Origin of the sequence: Enterococcus sp. DIV2371 (genome assembly GCF_050498525.1) — a bacterium.
Classification (GTDB): Bacteria; Bacillota; Bacilli; order Lactobacillales; family Enterococcaceae; genus Enterococcus_B; species Enterococcus_B mangumiae.
This window is the reverse complement of sequence record NZ_JBIPAJ010000001.1, coordinates 1,189,675-1,207,655: the sequence shown is the minus strand read 5'-3', so window position 1 is coordinate 1,207,655 and position 17,981 is coordinate 1,189,675. Positions and strand designations below refer to the sequence as shown.

Sequence of the window (17,981 nt, the reverse complement as noted above, 5' to 3'; positions counted from 1 at the left end):
CACATGTTTCCAATCTCACTTAGTGTACCGAATACTTCACGAACTTTCAAGCTTAGATCGGTGAACATTCAAGTATTTTTCAGGATCGTGGTTTATTACAAAAAGAAAATGGTCTGGGGCGTAATCCCCAGACCACTTGTTTCGCACATGTACAACTTCCCTTGATGCTGAAAATTCGCGCTTCGGGAACGATCATTCATTTATTTTTCAGAATCATCCGTTGCTGTTTCTTCTACTTCCCCTTTTAATGCTTCACCTAAGATATCGCCCATCGTAAATCCTGTATTTTCTTCAGGCAACTCATACGATTCAACTTCTTTCGGTTCTTTTTCAGAAGTAGGTTTTTCTTCTAATGCTTTGATACTTAAAGCAATTCGATGTTCTTCTGGATTGACTTCTAAAACTTTCACTTGAACATCGTCACCTTCATGAAGTACTTCATGTGGTGTTGCGATATGTTTATGAGAGATTTGTGAAATGTGGACAAGTCCTTCAACTGTTGGGAACACTTCAACAAACGCACCAAAGCTTGTTAGTCGTTTGACTTTTCCATCAAGTACAGCGCCTACTGGAGCTTTTGTTTCGATATCTGTCCAAGGTCCAGGCAATGTGTCTTTGATCGATAATGAGATACGTCCTTGCTCAGGATTGATTGAAAGAACTTTTACTTTCACTTCATCGCCTACAGCTAAAACGTCACCAGGTTTAGCAACATGTCCGTGAGAGATCTCAGAAACGTGTACTAAGCCATCGATCCCACCTAAATCAACAAACGCACCAAAATCTGTGATACGAGCAACGCGTCCTTCGATCACATCGTCTTCTTTGATCGTTGATAGTAATTCTTTTTTCTGTGCTTCTTTTTCCGTTTCAACGACTGCTTTGTGTGAAAGGATCAAGCGATTTTCTGATGGTTCGATCTCAACGATTTTGAACGTCATTGTTTTTCCTTTGTATTCAGAAAAATCAGCGACGAAGTGATCTTCTACCATTGATGCTGGAACAAATCCACGAACACCGACATCGACCACTAATCCACCTTTGACAACATTTGTCACTGGTGCTTCAATGATATTTCCAGCTTGGAAATCTTTTTCGATATCCTCCCAAACTTTTTTCGCATCTAAACGTCGTTTTGATAAAAGGTAACTTCCGTTTTCTTTGTCTTTTCCGATCGTGCTGATCACGACTAGATCTAACGTATCGCCAACCTTTACCACTTCGTTGATATCTTCGACTGGTAAAGTAGATAATTCTTTTGCAGGAACTACACCTTCAACACCCGTTCCTTCGATTCCAACGATGGCTTGTTTGTCTTCAATGACTAAAACTTCTCCTTTGACGACATCACCAACGTTCACTTCTTGAACGCTATTCATTGCATCTTCCATTGATTGGTTGTTTTCTGTCTGATTTTGTTCAAATTCTGTCATAACACTTGTCCTCCTAACCAACATTCTGCCGTTACCTACTACGGTACTGCTTTTAGTTTAATTGATTATTAAAAAAAAATAAAGCGATTTCGTTTGTTTTCCTCCAAAATGGTCGTATTCCCACGTTTTTGTCCATTAATCACGACAATATCCCTTTTGATTGATGACTTCTTTGATTTCTTGGACCACTTCTGGGATCGATTTACCTGTTGTATCGATCCGTATTGCATCGTCTGCTTGCTTCAGCGGTGACACTTTTCGCGTCGAATCGTATTCATCGCGTGCTTGTATTTCTTTTGTCAACTCTTCTAAGTCTGTCGGAATGTTTTTTTCAAGGTTTTCCTTGTGTCGTCTTTGTGCTCGTTCCGTTACACTAGCTACTAAGAAAATCTTCACTTCTGCTTTTGGTAAAACAGCTGTGCCAATATCACGACCGTCCATGACCACGCCGCCATCTTCCCCGATCCTTTGTTGGATACTCACTAACGCTTTGCGTACATTTGAATGTGCAGCAACTTCAGAGACCGCTCGTGTGACATCTGGTTGTCGAATCGCTGAAGTCACATCTTGCCCAGCCACAAGGACATGTTGACCATCTGCCTGTTGTTCAAATGAAATAGGGTATTGGTTGATCAAATCGACTAATCCTGTTTCATCAGAGAAAGCGACTTGATGTTTGATGGCTAAATAGGTAACTGCACGATACATCGCTCCTGTATCTGTATAGATATAGTTTAGTTCATTGGCGATGATCTTTGCTACCGTACTTTTGCCTGAAGAGGCAGGTCCATCAATTGCAATACTAATTCGTGTCATTTTTCATAACTCCCTTTTCTCAAAAAAAAGGGGCTGTGGCTAAAGCCACTGCTCCTTATTTAATTACATTTTATGAAGATACTCTGAGGAAAAACAACTCTTCAGTATTATCTTTTTGCTTCGCTTATTGGACTCTTAGTTCTTGTCCTGGATATAGCATGTAGTTGTTTGGATCGATTCCATTCAATTGGAACAATTGATCGACTGTGATGCCGGCACGTTCAGCAACTTGTCTAGGACCTTCACCAGCTTGAACGACTGTTGTCGAACCTGAAACGCCAGTACCTGCTTCTGGTGTTGAAGTTGGTGTTGTTTCTTCTGGTGCAACAGTAGTTGGTGTCGTTTGTTCTGGTTCTGGCACTGTTGAAGTTGGTGTTGTTTCTGGTGTCACAGCACTTGTTGGTGTTGTTTCTCCAGCTACAGATTGTGTTTCTGATGTTGGTTCACTTGAAACTGTTGTTGATTCCACCGTTGATTCGACAGTTGAACTTTCTACGATCGATGAAGTCGTTTCAGTAGAAGAAGCTTCTGTCGCACTGTTATTCGACCCATTTCTGATCCAGAAGTAAGCTCCTGCTGGAATCGCAATACATAAAACAAGCAAAATCAAAAATAGCGATAAGAATAATGTGTTCCCTTTCTTTTGCTGTCTTTGAGTACTTCTTGAAGATGCTTCATCCTCTGTATCATAAATTGGTTGTTCCCATGGTTCTTGTGTTTCGTTATTTTCTGATGATTGATGTCTATCTTTTCTACTCACCTTATTGACCTCCTAAATTCTTTCCCAGTTATTATACCATAGGATAAACTTGATTGTACGAAAAAAATACTTCGCAACATTTTTTTAAAATAAATTTAGTAAAATTGTTTGCCAGTCTCCTGCTTCTGCAATTGGACTAGTTTGCCTCGTCTCACTTTGAATGAATAACGCCCCGTCTCGGTCACAACAGTTTTTAGGTTTGTCTTTGAGTGTTTCACCGAAATAGGACAATAGTCGTTCTCGTCTACAGCCCGTTTCGTGAATATAGGCAAGCATCTCTTGCAGCTGTTTTATTTTGACTTTCTCTTGTTTTTTTAATTCTCGCAGCCAAACATCAGGGCTTTGCATTTCATTGACTACAGTAAGCCATTTTTGTTGGATCTCATCGAAATGGGTCGCATCTGACTGTCCGGCTAACAGATGTTCTTCAAAAATCTGGCGTTGTTCTTTGGATAGTTGTTGGAAAAAGTAATGAATCCCTTCATCTCCTGGCTTGTATAGTAATACAGCGCTACTTGGACGTTGATCCCTACCCGCTCGCCCAATCTCTTGCATGTAGTTTTCCAAACTATCTGGCAGATCATAATGGACTACATATCGAATATCGGCTTTATCGATCCCCATGCCGAATGCATTCGTCGCAAATAGAAATCGCAGTTGATTTTTACTGAATTGTTGTTGGAGTTGCCGGCGTTGTGAAGCATCTAAGCCTCCATGATAGTAGCCTACTGCATAATCCTTACGAAACAATTGATAAAGACGTTCGACTTCTTTTTTGGTCGCACAATAAATGATCATTGCGCCATCAGCTTGTGCCATCAACTGGCGTAATTGTTGCTCTTTCTCCTCTGTTTGGCTGACAAATAAAGCGATATTTTCTCGGTTGACTGAATGCTTGACGACGACTGGTTTTGTTTGGAAGAGAATGTTTTCAATCTCTTGTTGTACCGGAAGAGTCGCTGTTGCGGTCAAGGCTAAAGTCGTTGGCGAACCTAACTCTTTTCCGATTCGTCCGAGCGATTGATATTCAGGACGAAAATCGATCCCCCACTGTGAGACACAATGCGCTTCATCGATGACATATAAAGCAATTTTTTGTTGCTTCAATGCATAAAGTAATTCAGATTGATTCAACATCTCTGGACTAACAAAAACAAATTTATACTCGAACAAATGGGCTAAGACATATTTCTTTTCGCTTTTGCTAAGTAAACTGTTATATGCAATTACTCTTTTTTCTCCTCGCTTTTGCAGTTGCCCGACTTGGTCTTCCATTAAAGAAAGTAAAGGAGAAACGATCAATACCAATCCTTCTTGTAAATATCCTGTCAATTGATAACATAGACTTTTGCCGTTTCCAGTTGGTAGGATCGCTAATACATCTTTTTGATTCAAAAGAGGCGAAATAATTTCTTCTTGTCCTGGACGAAAAGAGGAAAAACCAAAGTATTGTTTTAGTGGATCAACTAACTCCATATTTACTTCCTCCTTTGAATCTCTCGATTTGTGCTAAACGAAACTCTCCATAATCGACCGTTTGAACATCAAGGTCTTTATATTTGAGTGTGAGAAGGGGGCGATCTAAAGAAGCTAAAGCTTTCCTTGTCTCTGAATGAATTAGACGCTCAAAAGGAAAATCGTCAAAAAAGATCGCCCATTCGATCAAGTGATCGTTGATCGTCCCTTTCTTCAAAGCTCGTTTCGTCATCACTTCTTCGACTGGATCACCCGCTAAAATCAATGCTCTTGTTGTCAGCATGCTTTGATTATAGTTTTGGGAAAGCAAGGTTGAAAGCAAATCGTATAACAGGAAATCTTTGTGCTGTTCGATGATTACTAGTAATCCATGAATACACTGATCTTGGTAAATTTGCTGTTCCACCGCATCTTCCAATGTGGTCAATTGGTAGGCAAGCAAACCTGTTTGCTTTTTGCCAGAAAATTGATTCGCTAAGAAATTTGCTTGTTTCTCGGTCATCTGTGAAAAAACAGTTGAAAGCTCACTTGGCAATCGAGTGATCAACTCCGTTCTGGAACATTTTGTTTCTTTCAGCCATTTCTTGACTTGATAGGAATAAAAGGGGCCAGTCTCAGCTGGTAGATAAGTGGTTTCATTCGCTGATAAATGTGATACTACTTGTACAGCAAATTTCAGTAAACGCCAGCTCGTCTGAGCGGTGCGGCCATACTTATCATAATGTAATCCAGTCAATGATTTACTGCTTCCTCGCAGTCTGCCTTTTTCTGTCAGTTGTAATTCATTGCCCTCCCGTGACAAAAGTCTTTCATCGATCATTTGTTGGATTTGCGCATCAAATACCGTTTGTTTGAGTGAAGGAAAACAGCCATGTGCAAACAATAAACCATTGAAAAAACCAAAAAGCAATACTGATGATGTACGCTTACCAGTCAATAATTGATAGAGTGAGCTTGCGCGTAACTTGTCACTCGAAGAAAATAAAGATAAAATAAACTCAGTCATAGTAATCCCCTTACGTTAGGATGGTGAATATGTCATTATTATGTAAATTAGTTCCTGAGCGTTGTATCGCATGTGGTCTATGTCAAATCGAGGCGCCTGATATCTTCGATTATGACGAAGAAGGAATCGTCTTATTTGCACAAGAGCCAGAAGCACATCAACAATTCGTTCAGCCTTTAGAAGAAGTCAATGTAACCAAAGCTTATCAAAAATGTCCGGTTCGAGCAATCTTACTCGAAAAAGAACATTGATACTTTTCGTTCAACTAACTCCTAAATGAGCGGGTGTGACAAATCAGTGACCCTTTCTTATAACCGAATTGGCGACAAAAGAATAGAACCTCGATCAATGAGGCGGTATCCCTAAAAATTATTTTTCCATTTTTAGGGATACCGTCTTGTTTTTGCAGTAACTGCTTTTGTTCGATCCATTTACTTTACATGATCGTTCTCACTTAATGTGGTTCAACCAATTCATCATGGTCGTCACAATTGCTGTCTGTTGGTCTTGATTGCTGATCGTTGCTTCGCCATCACCTTTTTGATGACCATAACTACCAAAACCACCATGGTTTCCGCCGGCAATCGAAACAAATTCTGTTTGTTCAGGCAAGTAAGCTTTTGCTTCTTCAGCGGCTTCTCGGTTCATTACTTCATCTTCACTTCCAGTAATACTGATGACTGGAAAATCTGTTTCGGCCAACGTTCCCTTTTCATCTGGATAACTTGCCATGAAATAAACACCTTTTAGTTGCTCATCATCCAAGTTTGCATTCGCATAACGACTCGCCATTACGCCACCTAACGAATGTCCGCCAATCACAAAATCTCGATCTTTGAAATCCTCTCTGATTTTGTCCGCTTTATTTCCACTTAGAATGGCTAATTCAAAAGGCATTTTAGCAATTGCTACGGTGTAGCCATTTTCTGCCAATTGCTCTGCCCATATACTATAACTTTCTGGTTCAACGAGCGCTCCAGGATAAAAAATCACGACTGGCCGTTCCTCCGTTTTTTGTGATTCGAATAATAAATAATCCTCTTTATCTACTCCTTGCTTGAACGATTGCTCTGCTTGAGCAGTTGGTTCGTAGACACTTTGCTGCCAATAAAAATACCCTCCTACAGCACCTAATCCAAGCACGATCACTAATCCCAGCAGGACTCGTTTGAATATTTTCAAAAAATCACCTTCCATCCATCATCTTTCATTTGGTACTTCTATACACTAAATAAAATACGAAAAAAATGCAAATGATTTTATGCAAGTTGTTATTATTGGATCGAATCGTTAGGAGCAACAATGCAAAATGAAAGCCACCACTATTTTGATAAAGTTCCTCAAAATAGTGGTGGCTTTCCTACATTGTTATATCAGATTCAATTTATGTATTCACTGTTGTACATGACCGCATCTCATTTACTCTAGAAAATGATCAATCAACTAGAAATTCGATGTGGGGACTACTTTGAAGTAACTTTCCCTGACTGAATTAGGTAAGTCGAAACAGTTCGTTTTAATTCATCAAATTCTTTTTTACTAGTAGTAATATCTAAAATGAATTTAACTGCCTCTTGCTGGCTAAAATTTGTTGTATATCCATTTGCTTGAAAAAAAGTAATCATCGATACAAATGCTGTACGTTTATTTCCATTATGAAAAGGATGCTTTGTAGCTAAATTAATTGTAAGTATAGATGCTTTATCAAATATCGTAGGATACAAATCTTTACCAAAAACTGACTGTGCAGGTTGATTTATTGCCATATCTAGTGCAGTAGCATCTTTTATACCGATTGTCTCACCTTGAGAATATGCTAAAATTACTTTAGCATTTATCTTTATGATATGATTTGAAGTCAAATATATCATAGGTCGACCAAATCTTTCAATGCTTGATCATATTGATTCATCACAGAGTCAACAATAGTATCAATATCAATTTCCTCTTGTGCTTTTACTATCCTTACTGCTCCATCTGTATCAAATATATAACTAATAGACTCTCCAGTTTTAACTCCAATATACTCTTTTACTTCATTTGGTATTGTTGTTACATCACTATTTCCAGATTTTCTGATTTTATATTTACGAATTTTGTCCATTAACTTTTTCCTTTCTGTTTATAATACATTTAATATGTAGATACATATTATCATAGTATCTACATTCCAACAAATTTCTAAGTATGAGAAATAGCTATTATTCTTGTTACTTAATTATGGATATTTAGTTCTTAAAGAAAGCCACCACTATTTTGGGCTCTATAATAAAGTGGACTGATGAATCAATTCTGATTCGTCAGTCCACTTTTTCTTTTTGGGTATTAAAAAACATATCGTTCTCTAGTATGATTAAATCACCACAAAATAAACAACTGAGAGGACGATATGCTCTATGGAAAATTCTATCAAAAAAATGCTCCGATTAACAGATAAATATTTAACCATCCAAGATGTTTCTTACGAAACGTTCCATCAAACCAATACTTTAGTTATTGACGCAGTGTTAGCTCCTCCTACTTCTGCTTGTTTGACTTGTGGCTCTGCCGTGAGAGATTCGAAGGGGAAAACGGTCATTGTCAAAAATGGCAAGAAAATGACCTGCATTCGTTTCGATCAATTCAACCATTTACCGCTAATCATGCGGCTGAAGAAACAACGTTATCACTGTAGAAACTGCCATACCCATTGGACAGCCCAAAGCTATTTTGTTCGGCCAAATCATTCGATTGCCGAGCATGTAAAAATGAAAATCATTGCTTTACTCACCGAAAAGGTCTCCTTATCTTTTATCGCAAAGCATTGCCAGGTGTCTATTCCAACGGTGACGCGTATTTTGAAGTCGTTAAAAACCTATTTACCAAAACAAGCCAAGCGCCACCTGCCCAAAGTATTGATGGTCGATGAATTTCGTTCCCATGTATCCTCAGAAGATAAGATGAGTTTTATTTGTGCCGATGGGGAAACCGGGCAATTAGTTGATATCTTACCCACTCGAAAATTGTCTCGGTTGACCACTTATTTCCAGACATGTGTGAATCCATCTGACGTCGACTATTTAGTTACTGATATGAATGCGGCGTATTTTCAACTAACAAAAAAAGTATTTCCTCATGCCAAACTGGTCATTGATCGTTTTCATGTGGTCAAACACATGAATCAAGCGTTCCAAGATTTTCGTGTCCGTGAAATGAAACGCCTGATTGCTTCGGGCAATCGGACAATGCCAAGGAAATTAAAAAGCCATTGGCGCTTACTCACCAAAAATCGGAAGAATATCAACCACACAGAATATAAAACTTGGCGTAGCTTTCGTGCCCCAAAGTATCCTTACCTGACAGAAGCCATGGTGCTTGACCGTTTATTAAGTGCTTCAACTGCCTTGAAAGTCGCCTATCAAGCGTTCCATGAACTAGCGGATGCCTTTCGTGACAAAGACCACGAGTCATTTTTCACTCTCTTGCATCAGTTACCAGAAACATTAGATAAAGAATTTCGGCTAAAACTACAAAATCTTCTGAGCTATGAAGAAGGGATTCGTCATTCTTTGATTTATCCTTACTCTAATGGGAAAATTGAAGCAAAAAACACCCACATCAAAACACTCAAACGAGTGTCTTATGGCTTTAAATCATTTGAGAACATGCGCATCCGAATCTTTTTGACGAATCAAGTCATTCACGTCAAATAACGAAGAAAATCCGGAGAAGAAGTGTTCACTTCTTCTTCCGGATTTCACTTGATTGCACTCATCAGTCCTTATTGACAAAGAGCCCTATTTTGATAAATTCCCTCAAAATAGTGGTGGCTGCTTTTTATGACTATTCTTAGTTTCTCAACTAATGAATGGCTTACTTCCCACACAAGCGATAAACCGCTTCTGCGTAGATTTCCATCGCTTTGTACATGCTGCTCAATTCCCAGCGTTCATTCGCTTGGTGCATGAAGTCTGGTGTATCAGGGAACATGGCTCCGAAAGCGACACATTGGTTCATCGTACGTGCAAATGTTGCTCCACCAGAAACAAATGGTTCCGTCATATCTCCTGTGATTTCGCGGTATGTTCCTAATAAGTTTTGGATCAATTCGCTATCTAAAGGAACATATAATGAATCTAGGAAGTCAAATTCTTCATAAGATAAATCGTATGCTTTGATTTTTTCTGTCATTTTTTCAACAAGATCATCTTTCTTGAAAGTAACAGGAATACGCATGTCCACACCGATTTTTGTTTGTTCAGGTGTGATTTCCAAGCTGGCAAAGTTCATTGTCAATTCACCGGATTGTTCGTCGACAGTCTTGCCAACCACATTTTCACCGGTCGCATTTTCTTGAACTACTTCGCCTAAAAACGCGATTGGAGCAAAATCAAAGACTTCACTTAAAGCAATCGCTAAACGAGAAATCGCATTGACACCTTCAGCTGCATCTTTTGCGTGGATACTTTTTCCTAAAACAGTTATCGAGTCACCATGATCTTCAAAATCGAAGTTATGTTTCGTCAATGCTTCTTTTACTTCTGCTAATTTTTCACCTGAATATGGTGCTGAATCAGGCACTACGTTTAGGGCGCCACCTACATTGACACTGAATTCGTTTGTGCCAGGACCTGTCAAGTAAGCTTGCAGTAAACCTTTTTCTGCATAGATCAGTGGAAATTCTGCGTCTGGTGCAAAACCTTGAGTGATGCCTTCTTCTTTTTCATTGTATTTATCTAAACAACGCCAAAGATTTTCTTCATCCGTTCCGAAGATAAACCGAATGCGTGTATTAAATTCTACTCCAGCATCCATCAAAGCTTTTACCGCGTACATTGCAGCAATTGACGGGCCTTTATCATCTTGTGAGCCACGGCCGACTAACCAACCCTCTTTGATTGTTGGATCAAAAGGTTTAGATTCCCAGTTTTTTTCATCGCCCGCAGGAACTACGTCCATATGGCATAAGATCCCAAATAATTCATCACCTGAACCTACTTCAGCATAACCATAGTAGCCTTCAGGGTCTTTAAATGTTTTGAAACCTAAGCCTTCACTGATTTCCAACACTTTATCTAATGCTTCGACTACTTTTTTCCCAAAAGGATGTCCTTCTCCAGAATCAGACTCATCTAATACAGATGGAATTCTGATCAATTCACTTAATGATTCTAATGCTTGTTCATGATGTTGTTCTGTTACAAATTGTTTCATCAACTTTGCCTCCTCATTATTTTAAAAAAGATGACGCTAGAAAATACTGCTTTGTTCCGATACTCTCTTGTTTGAATCATTGTGACATCAGTTATCCAAAAACCTAGATGTGTAAAAGCTCACTCCTTCGGAAATAAGCGACAAAAACCCAAAAATCTAGTTTCGGGTTTTGTCGCTTATTTCTTAGAGCTGAGCGTTTCTGTCACCATTTCATCAACAGGATCACTCGTTTTTTCAAAGGCCTTATTTCTATCGACAATCGCTTACCTATAAGTGATACATCGTGTAGGTCGAATAAAGTGTTCGTATCATTTTATCCAACCATAACTATTGTTCATTATTTATCATAGAACTTTCTTTGCTATTTGTCTAGGATTAGAACATTGCTGCTACGCCCAAGATCACACAGATTGCAACGAATAAAATCGCAATCAGTTTTCCAGTGAATTTCCACCAGATTGAGATATCAAAGCGAGCGATCGCGATCGCACCCATTACGATAGCAGAAGTTGGCGTAATCAAGTTAACTAAACCAGATGCTGATTGATATGCAGTGATAACTAGATCTTTACCAACACCAGCAAATTCTCCCATTGGTCCCATGATACCCATTGTCGCAGCTGCTAAGCCTGAAGTTGATGGGATCAAGAATGACATAGGGATGTAGAAGATAAATGTCAGGATCAAGAAGACGCTTGATGACAATGAGCTTAATCCTTGTTCTCCCCAATGTAGGATCGTATCAGTGATCAACCCGTTATTCATTACTACTTGGATACCACGAGCAACAGCTACAACGATCGCTACACCGATCAAGTCTGAAGCTCCTGCTAAAAATTCTTTAACAAAATCAGATTCTTTCATACCGTAAGTGATCGCTACAACGATTGACATCACTAAGAATAACATAGTGATTTCAGGGAAGTACCAGTCACCTAAAGGCAACATGTTTTTACCTAATACAGTACCAACTACTGGCAGACCAGTGATCCAGTTTGTCAATGATTCAAAAATCGTGAAGTTTTCGTTCAATGTTGTCCATGGAATCAAACTAATGATCATGATACCAAAAGTAAGGAAGAACAAAACATTTACATGTTTTTGTTTCTTCGTGATCATTTCTTGACGGTTGATTGCTTCAATATCAAAATGTTTCATGTCTTCTTTACGTTGGTCGTAGACTAAAGATTTGGTTGGATCTTTTTCTATTTTCGAAGCATAACGGTAAACGTAAATAATCGAGATTGCTAGTAAGACAACAAACATGAAGAAACGTAAACCGATTCCTTCACCCATTGAAATACCAACTGCTTGTGAAGCTACCCCAGTTGCAAATGGGTTAACTGTCGATGCCAAACAGCCGACTTGAGAACCAACTAATACGATAGCGACCGCTGTAACAGTATCAAAACCAACTGCCATCATTACAGGGATCAATAATGCATAAAATGGAATTGTTTCTTCTGCCATTCCATAAGTTGATCCACCTAAAGCGAATAATAGCATCAAAACAGGGATCAACATTTTTTCTTTTCCTTTGAAGCGTTTGACAACACTTGCGATCCCAGCATCTAAAGCGCCGGTTTTATTGATGATTCCTAGGAAGCCACCGACAATCAAGATAAAGAATGAAATTGGAATTGCCGCAGGGGTTTCTTTTGTTAATTCACCAGCTGGCACACCTAACATTCCGTTGACCGGAGCCATAAAGATATCCCAAAGTCCTTGTGGATTTTGTGGGACTCTTTCATAAGATCCCGCGATAATTCTTCCTGCTTCATCCACACTGTAATGTCCAGCTGGGATGAACCATGTTAGCACAGCGATGATGGCGATAATAATGAATAAGACCGAGTACGCTGAAGGCATTTGAAATTTCTTCTTCGTTGTTTGTTCCATTTTCTTCTTCCTTTCTCGTTTCAAAAAATCAGTAATACATCGTTATTTTATCAAAAAGATGATAAGAACAAAAATAATAACTAGTAGATTTGAGAAGTTTTATTCAAAACCCTCGTTTTTTGCCCCTCCTTTGTTAAAATAGTTGAAATGCTTTACTCGTACTAATTGTAGCGTTTTCGTCCGGTGTTATATCTTGTCCATTTAACAAACAAAAAGAGAAGGATTTCACATAAAAACGTATAAAATACATTTTTATACAAAAACCCAAAAAATACTCAGACACGATTTATAAAACGCTTACACAATGTCAGTTATTGAATTTTTTTTCATATAAAAATATTAAGAAAAACTTTAGAAAATAGATGATAACTACAATAAATTCTCCTATGTATCTTATTTTTTGTATCAAAATATACTTGTTTATATTCTTTATAAATAACTTGATAACTTTTTTAGCAAAAAAAACTTGAAAGTAGCAGCTGCCACTTTCAAGTTTACTTGTATATTCTACCCTAAGATGTAAAAATCTCCCTTTGAAACAGTTTCTTACTTTTTATTTTGCCATACTCTGGCGTTTTTCTAGTTGGTGTTGTTTTCTACTTAACCAAGGTAGTAATTTTGCGTGTAAGACTAGGAATGCAACACTTACTAGGAAGCCTTTTATCAGGTTGAATGGTACAATACCGATTGCAATATAATTAGCCATCGTTGTATTTAACATTTGATCTGCTGACAACCCCCAAAATAGTAAATAAAGTGGTGTAATCACAAAATAGTTCGCAATACTCATGAAAATAGTCAATGAAAGTGTTCCAGCGATTACTCCCAAAATTTGATTTTTTCCTTTTTTCATTCTGTTTCTTTGGAAAATGTAGTAGATTGGTAAAGTGAAAACTGTTGTTGAAAAGAAACTAGCTACATCGCCGACTAGATTTGTCGGACTAAAACCGGTTGTGATCAAATGTAAGAGCGAACGTAAAAATGCTGTTACGATCCCTGCGAATGGTCCAAATAAAAACATACTGATCAATACTGGGATATCACTAAAATCGATTTTCAAGAAATTAAACGCTGGCATGATTGGAAATGAAAAAAATTGCAAAACCAATCCGATTGCAGCAAATAATGCGACTGCAACCATTTTTTGTACTCGGGTGTTCTTCATGTTGAAATCCTCCTGTTGGGATTCCTCTTCAGCGAACTATTTAGCTAGGTAAACACAAACAAAAAAACTCTATTTTCGCAGGGGAAAATAGAGTTAGAGTCATTTGTACACACGGATGCCAAATAAGCTCTATCTTCTTTATCCAGACTTTACTGTCGGTATCGGAATTTCACCGATTCAGCTACTCGCAAAAGTAGGTCGTGGACTATAACCACCGGTCGGGAATTTCACCCTGCCCCTGAAGACGAACCATATCTAATTTTTGTTTACTTTTTTATTATACTTAGTTCATAACAAAAAAGCAAGGGATTTAGTCTTACAAAAAGTAAGTTGTTACTTTGATTGATTCAATAGCTGACTGATTTCTTTTTTATTCAGCTCACGATACTCACCAGGACGCAAGCCTTGTAAAGTCAATTCACCGTATTTTTCACGTTTTAATTTTTGGACAGGTAACCCAACAGCTTGCAGCATATTTTTTACTTGATGGTTCCGACCTTCATGGATCGTTAATTCTACGATGCTATGATTGGTATGCGGATCAACAGATAAAATGGCATACTTTGCCGGTGCAGTTTTCTTGCCTTCGATCTTGATCCCTTTTGTCAGAGGGTTCAACGCTGATTTAGTGGCGATCCCTTTGACTTTGGCAACATATACTTTATCGACTTCATGTTTTGGATGGGTCAATCGTTGCGCAAAATCGCCATCATTCGTTAGTAAAAGAATGCCCGAAGTATCATAATCTAGTCGTCCAACTGGGTAGATGCGTTCCTTGACCATTGGTAAAAGATCAGTCACTACTTTACGGCCTTTGTCGTCTGCTACAGCAGAAATGACGCCTTTTGGTTTATAAAGTAAATAATAACCATATTCTTCTTGATAGATCGGCACTTGGTCTACTTCCACTGTATCGTGTTTGCCTACTTTCACACCAAGCTCTTTTACGACTTGACCATTTACTTTCACTCGACCAGCTAAAATATATTCTTCAGCTTTACGGCGAGAGGTGATTCCCGCATGAGCAATTACTTTTTGTAATCTTTCCATCATTCATTTTCTCCTTCATGCACGCCATCGAAAAATAAATCAAGAGGTGCGTCTTCTTCCAGTGAACGTTCGATATCTTGAATATCAGGTAGATCGGTTAATGATCTTAGCCCAAAATAATCTAAAAAATGATTCGTTGTCCCGTATAAAATCGGTCGACCAGGTCCATCGACCCGACCTTTTTCTTCGATCAATTGGTGCGCCGTCAAGCGTTGGATCGCTCCAGAAACTTGAACGCCACGAATCAGCTCGACCTCGCTTCGCGTGATCGGCTGTTTATAAGCGATGATTGCTAATGTTTCAACAGCTGCCTGGGATAAAGTATTCGATGTCCCTTGCGCATATCTTTTGACGATCGGCGCCAACTCTTTTTTTGTCGTTAGCACGATTTGTTTTTCTGTTTCAAAAAGATGCAACGCCGTATTGTCATTTGCTTCATAACTAGCTGCTAATTCCGCCACTAAAGCAGCAGTTTCTTCTCGTGTATGGCCCAACAAGGCACTTAATTCTTCGATTGTTGTTCCTTCTTCTCCTACTATAAAGAGGATTGCTTCAAGTTCACTTAATTTCGTCATGTTGTGTATCTCCTACTGCTGGATAAAGCATGATTGATTCGTAATTTTTTTCTTGCTGTGCCACGATCTGTCCGTTTTTCATCAACTCTAGAATGGCCAAAAATGTCGTAACGACTTCATTTCGCGAAGGTGTTTCAAAAAACGATTCAAACGAACAACCACTCTTCAAAGAAATGATCCGTTGTTGGATGAATGTCATTCGTTCTTCGATCGTCGCATCATCGGGCGCAATCGTCTTCTCTTCTTTTTGGGCAAATTTCTTTCGTTCTAAAATCTTTTGCATCGCCTGGAATAAATCGATTTTTTTCACTTGTCCGCGTTTCAATGGTTTTTCTTGCCCTAATAACTCATCGATGGCAGAAGGTTCTTTAGTGAAATACAGACTACGTTCTTCTGCTTTTTCTGTGAGTTTCTCTGCTGCATACTTGAATTTACGGTATTCTAACAGCTGATTGACTAATTCCTCACGAGGATCTTCTTCCCAAAATTCTTCTTCGTCATTAAACGCTTCTTGGATTGGCAATAAGGTTTTACTTTTGATCGCCATCAGCGTCGCTGCCATTACAAGATATTCTCCTGCGACAGCTAACTCAAGTGTTTTCATCGTATGGATATAGTTCATATATTGCTCCGTGATCGTAGCGATCGGGATATCGTAAATATCGATCGACATATCTTGGATCAAATGAAGGAGTAGATCTAATGGACCTTCAAAGACATCTAACTTTATATTGATTTCTGTCACATCATTCACTCTTTCCTTCATTGATCCATCTGCTTAAATAAGCTTCCGTGATATCGGTTGGGTGGATCAGTACATCTGGGTATTTTTCTTGCAATTCATTCAACATTTGAAAGCCAATATTTTCGCCACGATAGGAAGGATTCAGTGAAATATCATGAATCGTCATCTGGTCTTTCTCGTTCCACTGCACGCCAATGATTCCTTGGATATTGGTGGAATCTTCAGGTGTATAGAAAAAAAGTTCATGATCTTCAGCAGATTCATACGTATCGATCTCTTTTAGTAAACTTGATTCTGCATTCAACTTCTTATGAAAGCTTAATAGTCCCATCGCGATTTTACGGTTTTCTTTACGATAATGTGTTAACATTTTCTCACCATCCTATAACTATGCCCTTGGGAAATGCTGCTTGTAGACATCTGTCATTCTTTTTTTCGTGATATGTGTATAGATTTGTGTCGTTGAAATATCTGCATGGCCTAAAAGTTCCTGAACTGTACGCAAATCTGCCCCGTTCTCTAATAAATGGGTCGCAAAACTATGTCTTAACGTATGGGGCGTAACTTCTTTGAAAATCCCCGCTTCTCGAACGAGTTGTTTTAAATTTTTCCATATTCCTTGCCGAGAGAGGCCCGAGCCGTGATGATTCAAAAAGACATGCATTTCGGATGGGTTTTTGACCAGCAAAGGTCGGACTTCATCTAAATAACGTTCTAACCATTGGATCGCATAATCACCTAATGGAATGATCCGTTCTTTATCTCCTTTTCCTAAAGTCTGTACAAGCCCTAAAGATAAATGTAAGTCACCTAACTTCAGCCCGACTAGTTCACTGACACGCATCCCAGTCGCATACATAACTTCTAAAATCGCGCGATCTCTGATCCCTAAACTTTTTGTTATATCAGGGGTTTCAATCAAGCGCTCGACTTCTTTTAGAGATAACGTATTTGGTAATTTTTGTGCTTTCTTTGGTGTCTCGATGTGTTGCATTGGATCTTGTTCTGTATATCGTTCTTGTCGCAAAAATTGATGGAATTTTCTTAAACTTGTGATCATACGTGTAATCGTTGCGGAAGCTTTATTTTCTTCGTGCAACGTTTCTAAATACTGAATGACGATAAACCGATCAATCTTTTGCCAAGACGTTATTTCGTGTTCTTTCAAATAGCGTAAGTATTGATTCAAATCTCGTTCGTAACTTTTTCGAGTATTGAACGATAACCCACGTTCGATACTTAAATAGCGAAGATATTCATTGATTTCTTCTTCCATCATTCTCACCTCATGCTTCTTTATCATATCAGATAGCCTTTGGTTTCGGTAGTCTATTTTTTGGTAGACACTTCAAAGAAAAAGCCGTCTATCAATTCAGACGGTCTTTCTTTCTTTTTTCTTATTATAGCATTCTTGGCAAATGCCATGAAAGGTCAAACGATGATCTTTGACAAAAAAGTGATAGCGTTGCTCGATGACTTGTTCCACTTCACTCAGCAAGTCTTCTTCCACTTCCTCGATCGTTCCACATTCTAAGCATAGTAGATGATGATGAAAATGCTTCGCCCCTTCTTTTCGCAGATCATAACGTGCCACGCCATCATTGAAGCTGACTTTATCGATGATCTTTAGATCTGTCAAAATCTCTAACGTTCGATAAACCGTAGCCAAGCCGATTTCTGAGTTTTTCTTTTTAACTAAAAAGAAAACTTCTTCTGCTGACAAATGTTCTTTTTCATTCTCTAAGAGGACAAGCAAAGTTGCTTCTCGTTGTGGGGTCAATTTAAACCCTGATTCATGTAGCTGTTGCTTTGTTTTTTTCATTACTGACATTGTATTCATGCCCATTTTCTCAACCCCAACAA

At 38.6% G+C, this 17,981-nt stretch carries 19 protein-coding genes and 1 riboswitch; of the genes, 2 read left to right on the top strand and 17 right to left on the bottom strand.

The window, feature by feature from the left end; translation table 11 throughout:
• Positions 1–200: 200 nt before the first annotated feature.
• From rpsA to IGL24_RS05640, 5 genes are all read right to left on the bottom strand, one after another.
• On the bottom strand, positions 201–1,433 hold the full coding sequence (gene rpsA / locus IGL24_RS05660) for a 30S ribosomal protein S1 (RefSeq protein ID WP_206859322.1): 1,233 nt from the start codon (positions 1,431–1,433) through the stop codon (positions 201–203).
• A 135-nt stretch (positions 1,434–1,568) separates the two neighbouring features.
• The gene (gene cmk, locus IGL24_RS05655) at positions 1,569–2,249 is read right to left on the bottom strand and encodes a (d)CMP kinase (protein WP_206859325.1); all 681 of its coding nucleotides are present in this window, start codon (positions 2,247–2,249) and stop codon (positions 1,569–1,571) included.
• A gap of 124 nt (positions 2,250–2,373) precedes the next feature.
• Positions 2,374–3,009 carry an SAG1386/EF1546 family surface-associated protein gene (locus IGL24_RS05650; protein ID WP_206859330.1) on the bottom strand — a complete coding sequence of 212 codons (636 nt, stop codon included), beginning with the start codon at positions 3,007–3,009 and terminating at the stop codon, positions 2,374–2,376.
• 84 nt (positions 3,010–3,093) lie between these two features.
• Positions 3,094–4,485 carry a RecQ family ATP-dependent DNA helicase gene (locus tag IGL24_RS05645; protein WP_429968409.1) on the bottom strand — a complete coding sequence of 464 codons (1,392 nt, stop codon included), beginning with the start codon at positions 4,483–4,485 and terminating at the stop codon, positions 3,094–3,096.
• Complete coding sequence (locus IGL24_RS05640) at positions 4,472–5,491, bottom strand: helix-turn-helix domain-containing protein (protein ID WP_206859334.1); 1,020 nt, start codon at positions 5,489–5,491, stop codon at positions 4,472–4,474. The genes IGL24_RS05645 and IGL24_RS05640 overlap by 14 nt, the downstream gene beginning before the upstream one ends.
• Before the next feature lie 29 nt (positions 5,492–5,520).
• Between IGL24_RS05640 and IGL24_RS05635 the strand changes: the two genes are divergently transcribed.
• Positions 5,521–5,742 carry a ferredoxin gene (locus IGL24_RS05635; RefSeq protein WP_207115930.1) on the top strand — a complete coding sequence of 74 codons (222 nt, stop codon included), beginning with the start codon at positions 5,521–5,523 and terminating at the stop codon, positions 5,740–5,742.
• 199 nt (positions 5,743–5,941) lie between these two features.
• Here the strand turns inward: IGL24_RS05635 and IGL24_RS05630 are convergent, their stop codons facing one another.
• From IGL24_RS05630 to IGL24_RS05620, 3 genes are all read right to left on the bottom strand, one after another.
• Entirely contained in the window at positions 5,942–6,673 is a 732-nt protein-coding gene (locus IGL24_RS05630) for an alpha/beta hydrolase (RefSeq protein ID WP_207115931.1), read from the bottom strand.
• A gap of 281 nt (positions 6,674–6,954) precedes the next feature.
• Complete coding sequence (locus IGL24_RS05625) at positions 6,955–7,362, bottom strand: type II toxin-antitoxin system death-on-curing family toxin (RefSeq protein WP_207700371.1); 408 nt, start codon at positions 7,360–7,362, stop codon at positions 6,955–6,957.
• Entirely contained in the window at positions 7,359–7,595 is a 237-nt protein-coding gene (locus IGL24_RS05620) for an AbrB/MazE/SpoVT family DNA-binding domain-containing protein (protein WP_104775664.1), read from the bottom strand. The genes IGL24_RS05625 and IGL24_RS05620 overlap by 4 nt, the downstream gene beginning before the upstream one ends.
• 292 nt (positions 7,596–7,887) lie before the next feature.
• Between IGL24_RS05620 and IGL24_RS05615 the strand changes: the two genes are divergently transcribed.
• Positions 7,888–9,183 (top strand): ISL3 family transposase, encoded by a 1,296-nt coding sequence (locus IGL24_RS05615; RefSeq protein ID WP_207115953.1) that lies wholly within the window; start codon positions 7,888–7,890, stop codon positions 9,181–9,183.
• 160 nt (positions 9,184–9,343) lie between these two features.
• Here IGL24_RS05615 and IGL24_RS05610 read toward each other — a convergent pair whose 3' ends face one another.
• The 9 genes from IGL24_RS05610 to IGL24_RS05570 form a co-directional block, all read right to left on the bottom strand.
• Complete coding sequence (locus IGL24_RS05610; RefSeq protein WP_207700424.1) at positions 9,344–10,684, bottom strand: M20 family metallopeptidase; 1,341 nt, start codon at positions 10,682–10,684, stop codon at positions 9,344–9,346.
• A 375-nt stretch (positions 10,685–11,059) separates the two neighbouring features.
• Positions 11,060–12,583, bottom strand: coding sequence for a YfcC family protein (locus IGL24_RS05605; RefSeq protein WP_206859341.1), 1,524 nt, complete (start codon positions 12,581–12,583; stop codon positions 11,060–11,062).
• A 553-nt stretch (positions 12,584–13,136) separates the two neighbouring features.
• The gene (locus IGL24_RS05600; protein WP_207699944.1) at positions 13,137–13,748 is read right to left on the bottom strand and encodes an ECF transporter S component; all 612 of its coding nucleotides are present in this window, start codon (positions 13,746–13,748) and stop codon (positions 13,137–13,139) included.
• Between the two features lie 127 nt (positions 13,749–13,875).
• A riboswitch (FMN riboswitch) is annotated at positions 13,876–13,998 on the bottom strand.
• 83 nt (positions 13,999–14,081) lie between these two features.
• Positions 14,082–14,798, bottom strand: coding sequence for a pseudouridine synthase (locus IGL24_RS05595; protein ID WP_206858859.1), 717 nt, complete (start codon positions 14,796–14,798; stop codon positions 14,082–14,084).
• Positions 14,798–15,373 carry an SMC-Scp complex subunit ScpB gene (gene scpB / locus IGL24_RS05590; RefSeq protein WP_206858852.1) on the bottom strand — a complete coding sequence of 192 codons (576 nt, stop codon included), beginning with the start codon at positions 15,371–15,373 and terminating at the stop codon, positions 14,798–14,800. Before scpB ends, IGL24_RS05595 begins: the two co-directional genes overlap by 1 nt.
• On the bottom strand, positions 15,357–16,127 hold the full coding sequence (locus tag IGL24_RS05585; protein ID WP_339093323.1) for a segregation/condensation protein A: 771 nt from the start codon (positions 16,125–16,127) through the stop codon (positions 15,357–15,359). The genes scpB and IGL24_RS05585 overlap by 17 nt, the downstream gene beginning before the upstream one ends.
• A complete protein-coding gene (locus IGL24_RS05580) occupies positions 16,120–16,488 on the bottom strand; it encodes a GNAT family N-acetyltransferase (RefSeq protein ID WP_206858841.1) in 369 nt (122 codons plus the stop codon). Before IGL24_RS05580 ends, IGL24_RS05585 begins: the two co-directional genes overlap by 8 nt.
• Before the next feature lie 18 nt (positions 16,489–16,506).
• The gene (xerD, locus tag IGL24_RS05575; RefSeq protein WP_207699943.1) at positions 16,507–17,394 is read right to left on the bottom strand and encodes a site-specific tyrosine recombinase XerD; all 888 of its coding nucleotides are present in this window, start codon (positions 17,392–17,394) and stop codon (positions 16,507–16,509) included.
• A 96-nt stretch (positions 17,395–17,490) separates the two neighbouring features.
• Positions 17,491–17,964: a Fur family transcriptional regulator gene (locus IGL24_RS05570; RefSeq protein WP_206858839.1), complete on the bottom strand. Its 474-nt coding sequence runs from the start codon at positions 17,962–17,964 to the stop codon at positions 17,491–17,493.
• Between the last annotated feature and the right edge of the window lie 17 nt (positions 17,965–17,981).

Excerpts from the sequence above, each read along its gene's own strand:
- rpsA (WP_206859322.1), bottom strand. The coding sequence starts at position 1,433 with ATGACAGAATTTGAACAAAATCAGACAGAAAACAACCAATCAATGGAA.
- cmk (WP_206859325.1), bottom strand. The coding sequence starts at position 2,249 with ATGACACGAATTAGTATTGCAATTGATGGACCTGCCTCTTCAGGCAAA.
- IGL24_RS05645 (WP_429968409.1), bottom strand. The coding sequence starts at position 4,485 with ATGGAGTTAGTTGATCCACTAAAACAATACTTTGGTTTTTCCTCTTTT.
- IGL24_RS05640 (WP_206859334.1), bottom strand. The coding sequence starts at position 5,491 with ATGACTGAGTTTATTTTATCTTTATTTTCTTCGAGTGACAAGTTACGC.
- IGL24_RS05635 (WP_207115930.1), top strand. The coding sequence starts at position 5,521 with ATGTCATTATTATGTAAATTAGTTCCTGAGCGTTGTATCGCATGTGGT.
- IGL24_RS05625 (WP_207700371.1), bottom strand. The coding sequence starts at position 7,362 with ATGATATATTTGACTTCAAATCATATCATAAAGATAAATGCTAAAGTA.
- IGL24_RS05620 (WP_104775664.1), bottom strand. The coding sequence starts at position 7,595 with ATGGACAAAATTCGTAAATATAAAATCAGAAAATCTGGAAATAGTGAT.
- IGL24_RS05615 (WP_207115953.1), top strand. The coding sequence starts at position 7,888 with ATGGAAAATTCTATCAAAAAAATGCTCCGATTAACAGATAAATATTTA.
- IGL24_RS05610 (WP_207700424.1), bottom strand. The coding sequence starts at position 10,684 with ATGAAACAATTTGTAACAGAACAACATCATGAACAAGCATTAGAATCA.
- IGL24_RS05605 (WP_206859341.1), bottom strand. The coding sequence starts at position 12,583 with ATGGAACAAACAACGAAGAAGAAATTTCAAATGCCTTCAGCGTACTCG.
- IGL24_RS05600 (WP_207699944.1), bottom strand. The coding sequence starts at position 13,748 with ATGAAGAACACCCGAGTACAAAAAATGGTTGCAGTCGCATTATTTGCT.
- IGL24_RS05595 (WP_206858859.1), bottom strand. The coding sequence starts at position 14,798 with ATGGAAAGATTACAAAAAGTAATTGCTCATGCGGGAATCACCTCTCGC.
- scpB (WP_206858852.1), bottom strand. The coding sequence starts at position 15,373 with ATGACGAAATTAAGTGAACTTGAAGCAATCCTCTTTATAGTAGGAGAA.
- IGL24_RS05580 (WP_206858841.1), bottom strand. The coding sequence starts at position 16,488 with ATGTTAACACATTATCGTAAAGAAAACCGTAAAATCGCGATGGGACTA.
- xerD (WP_207699943.1), bottom strand. The coding sequence starts at position 17,394 with ATGGAAGAAGAAATCAATGAATATCTTCGCTATTTAAGTATCGAACGT.
- IGL24_RS05570 (WP_206858839.1), bottom strand. The coding sequence starts at position 17,964 with ATGGGCATGAATACAATGTCAGTAATGAAAAAAACAAAGCAACAGCTA.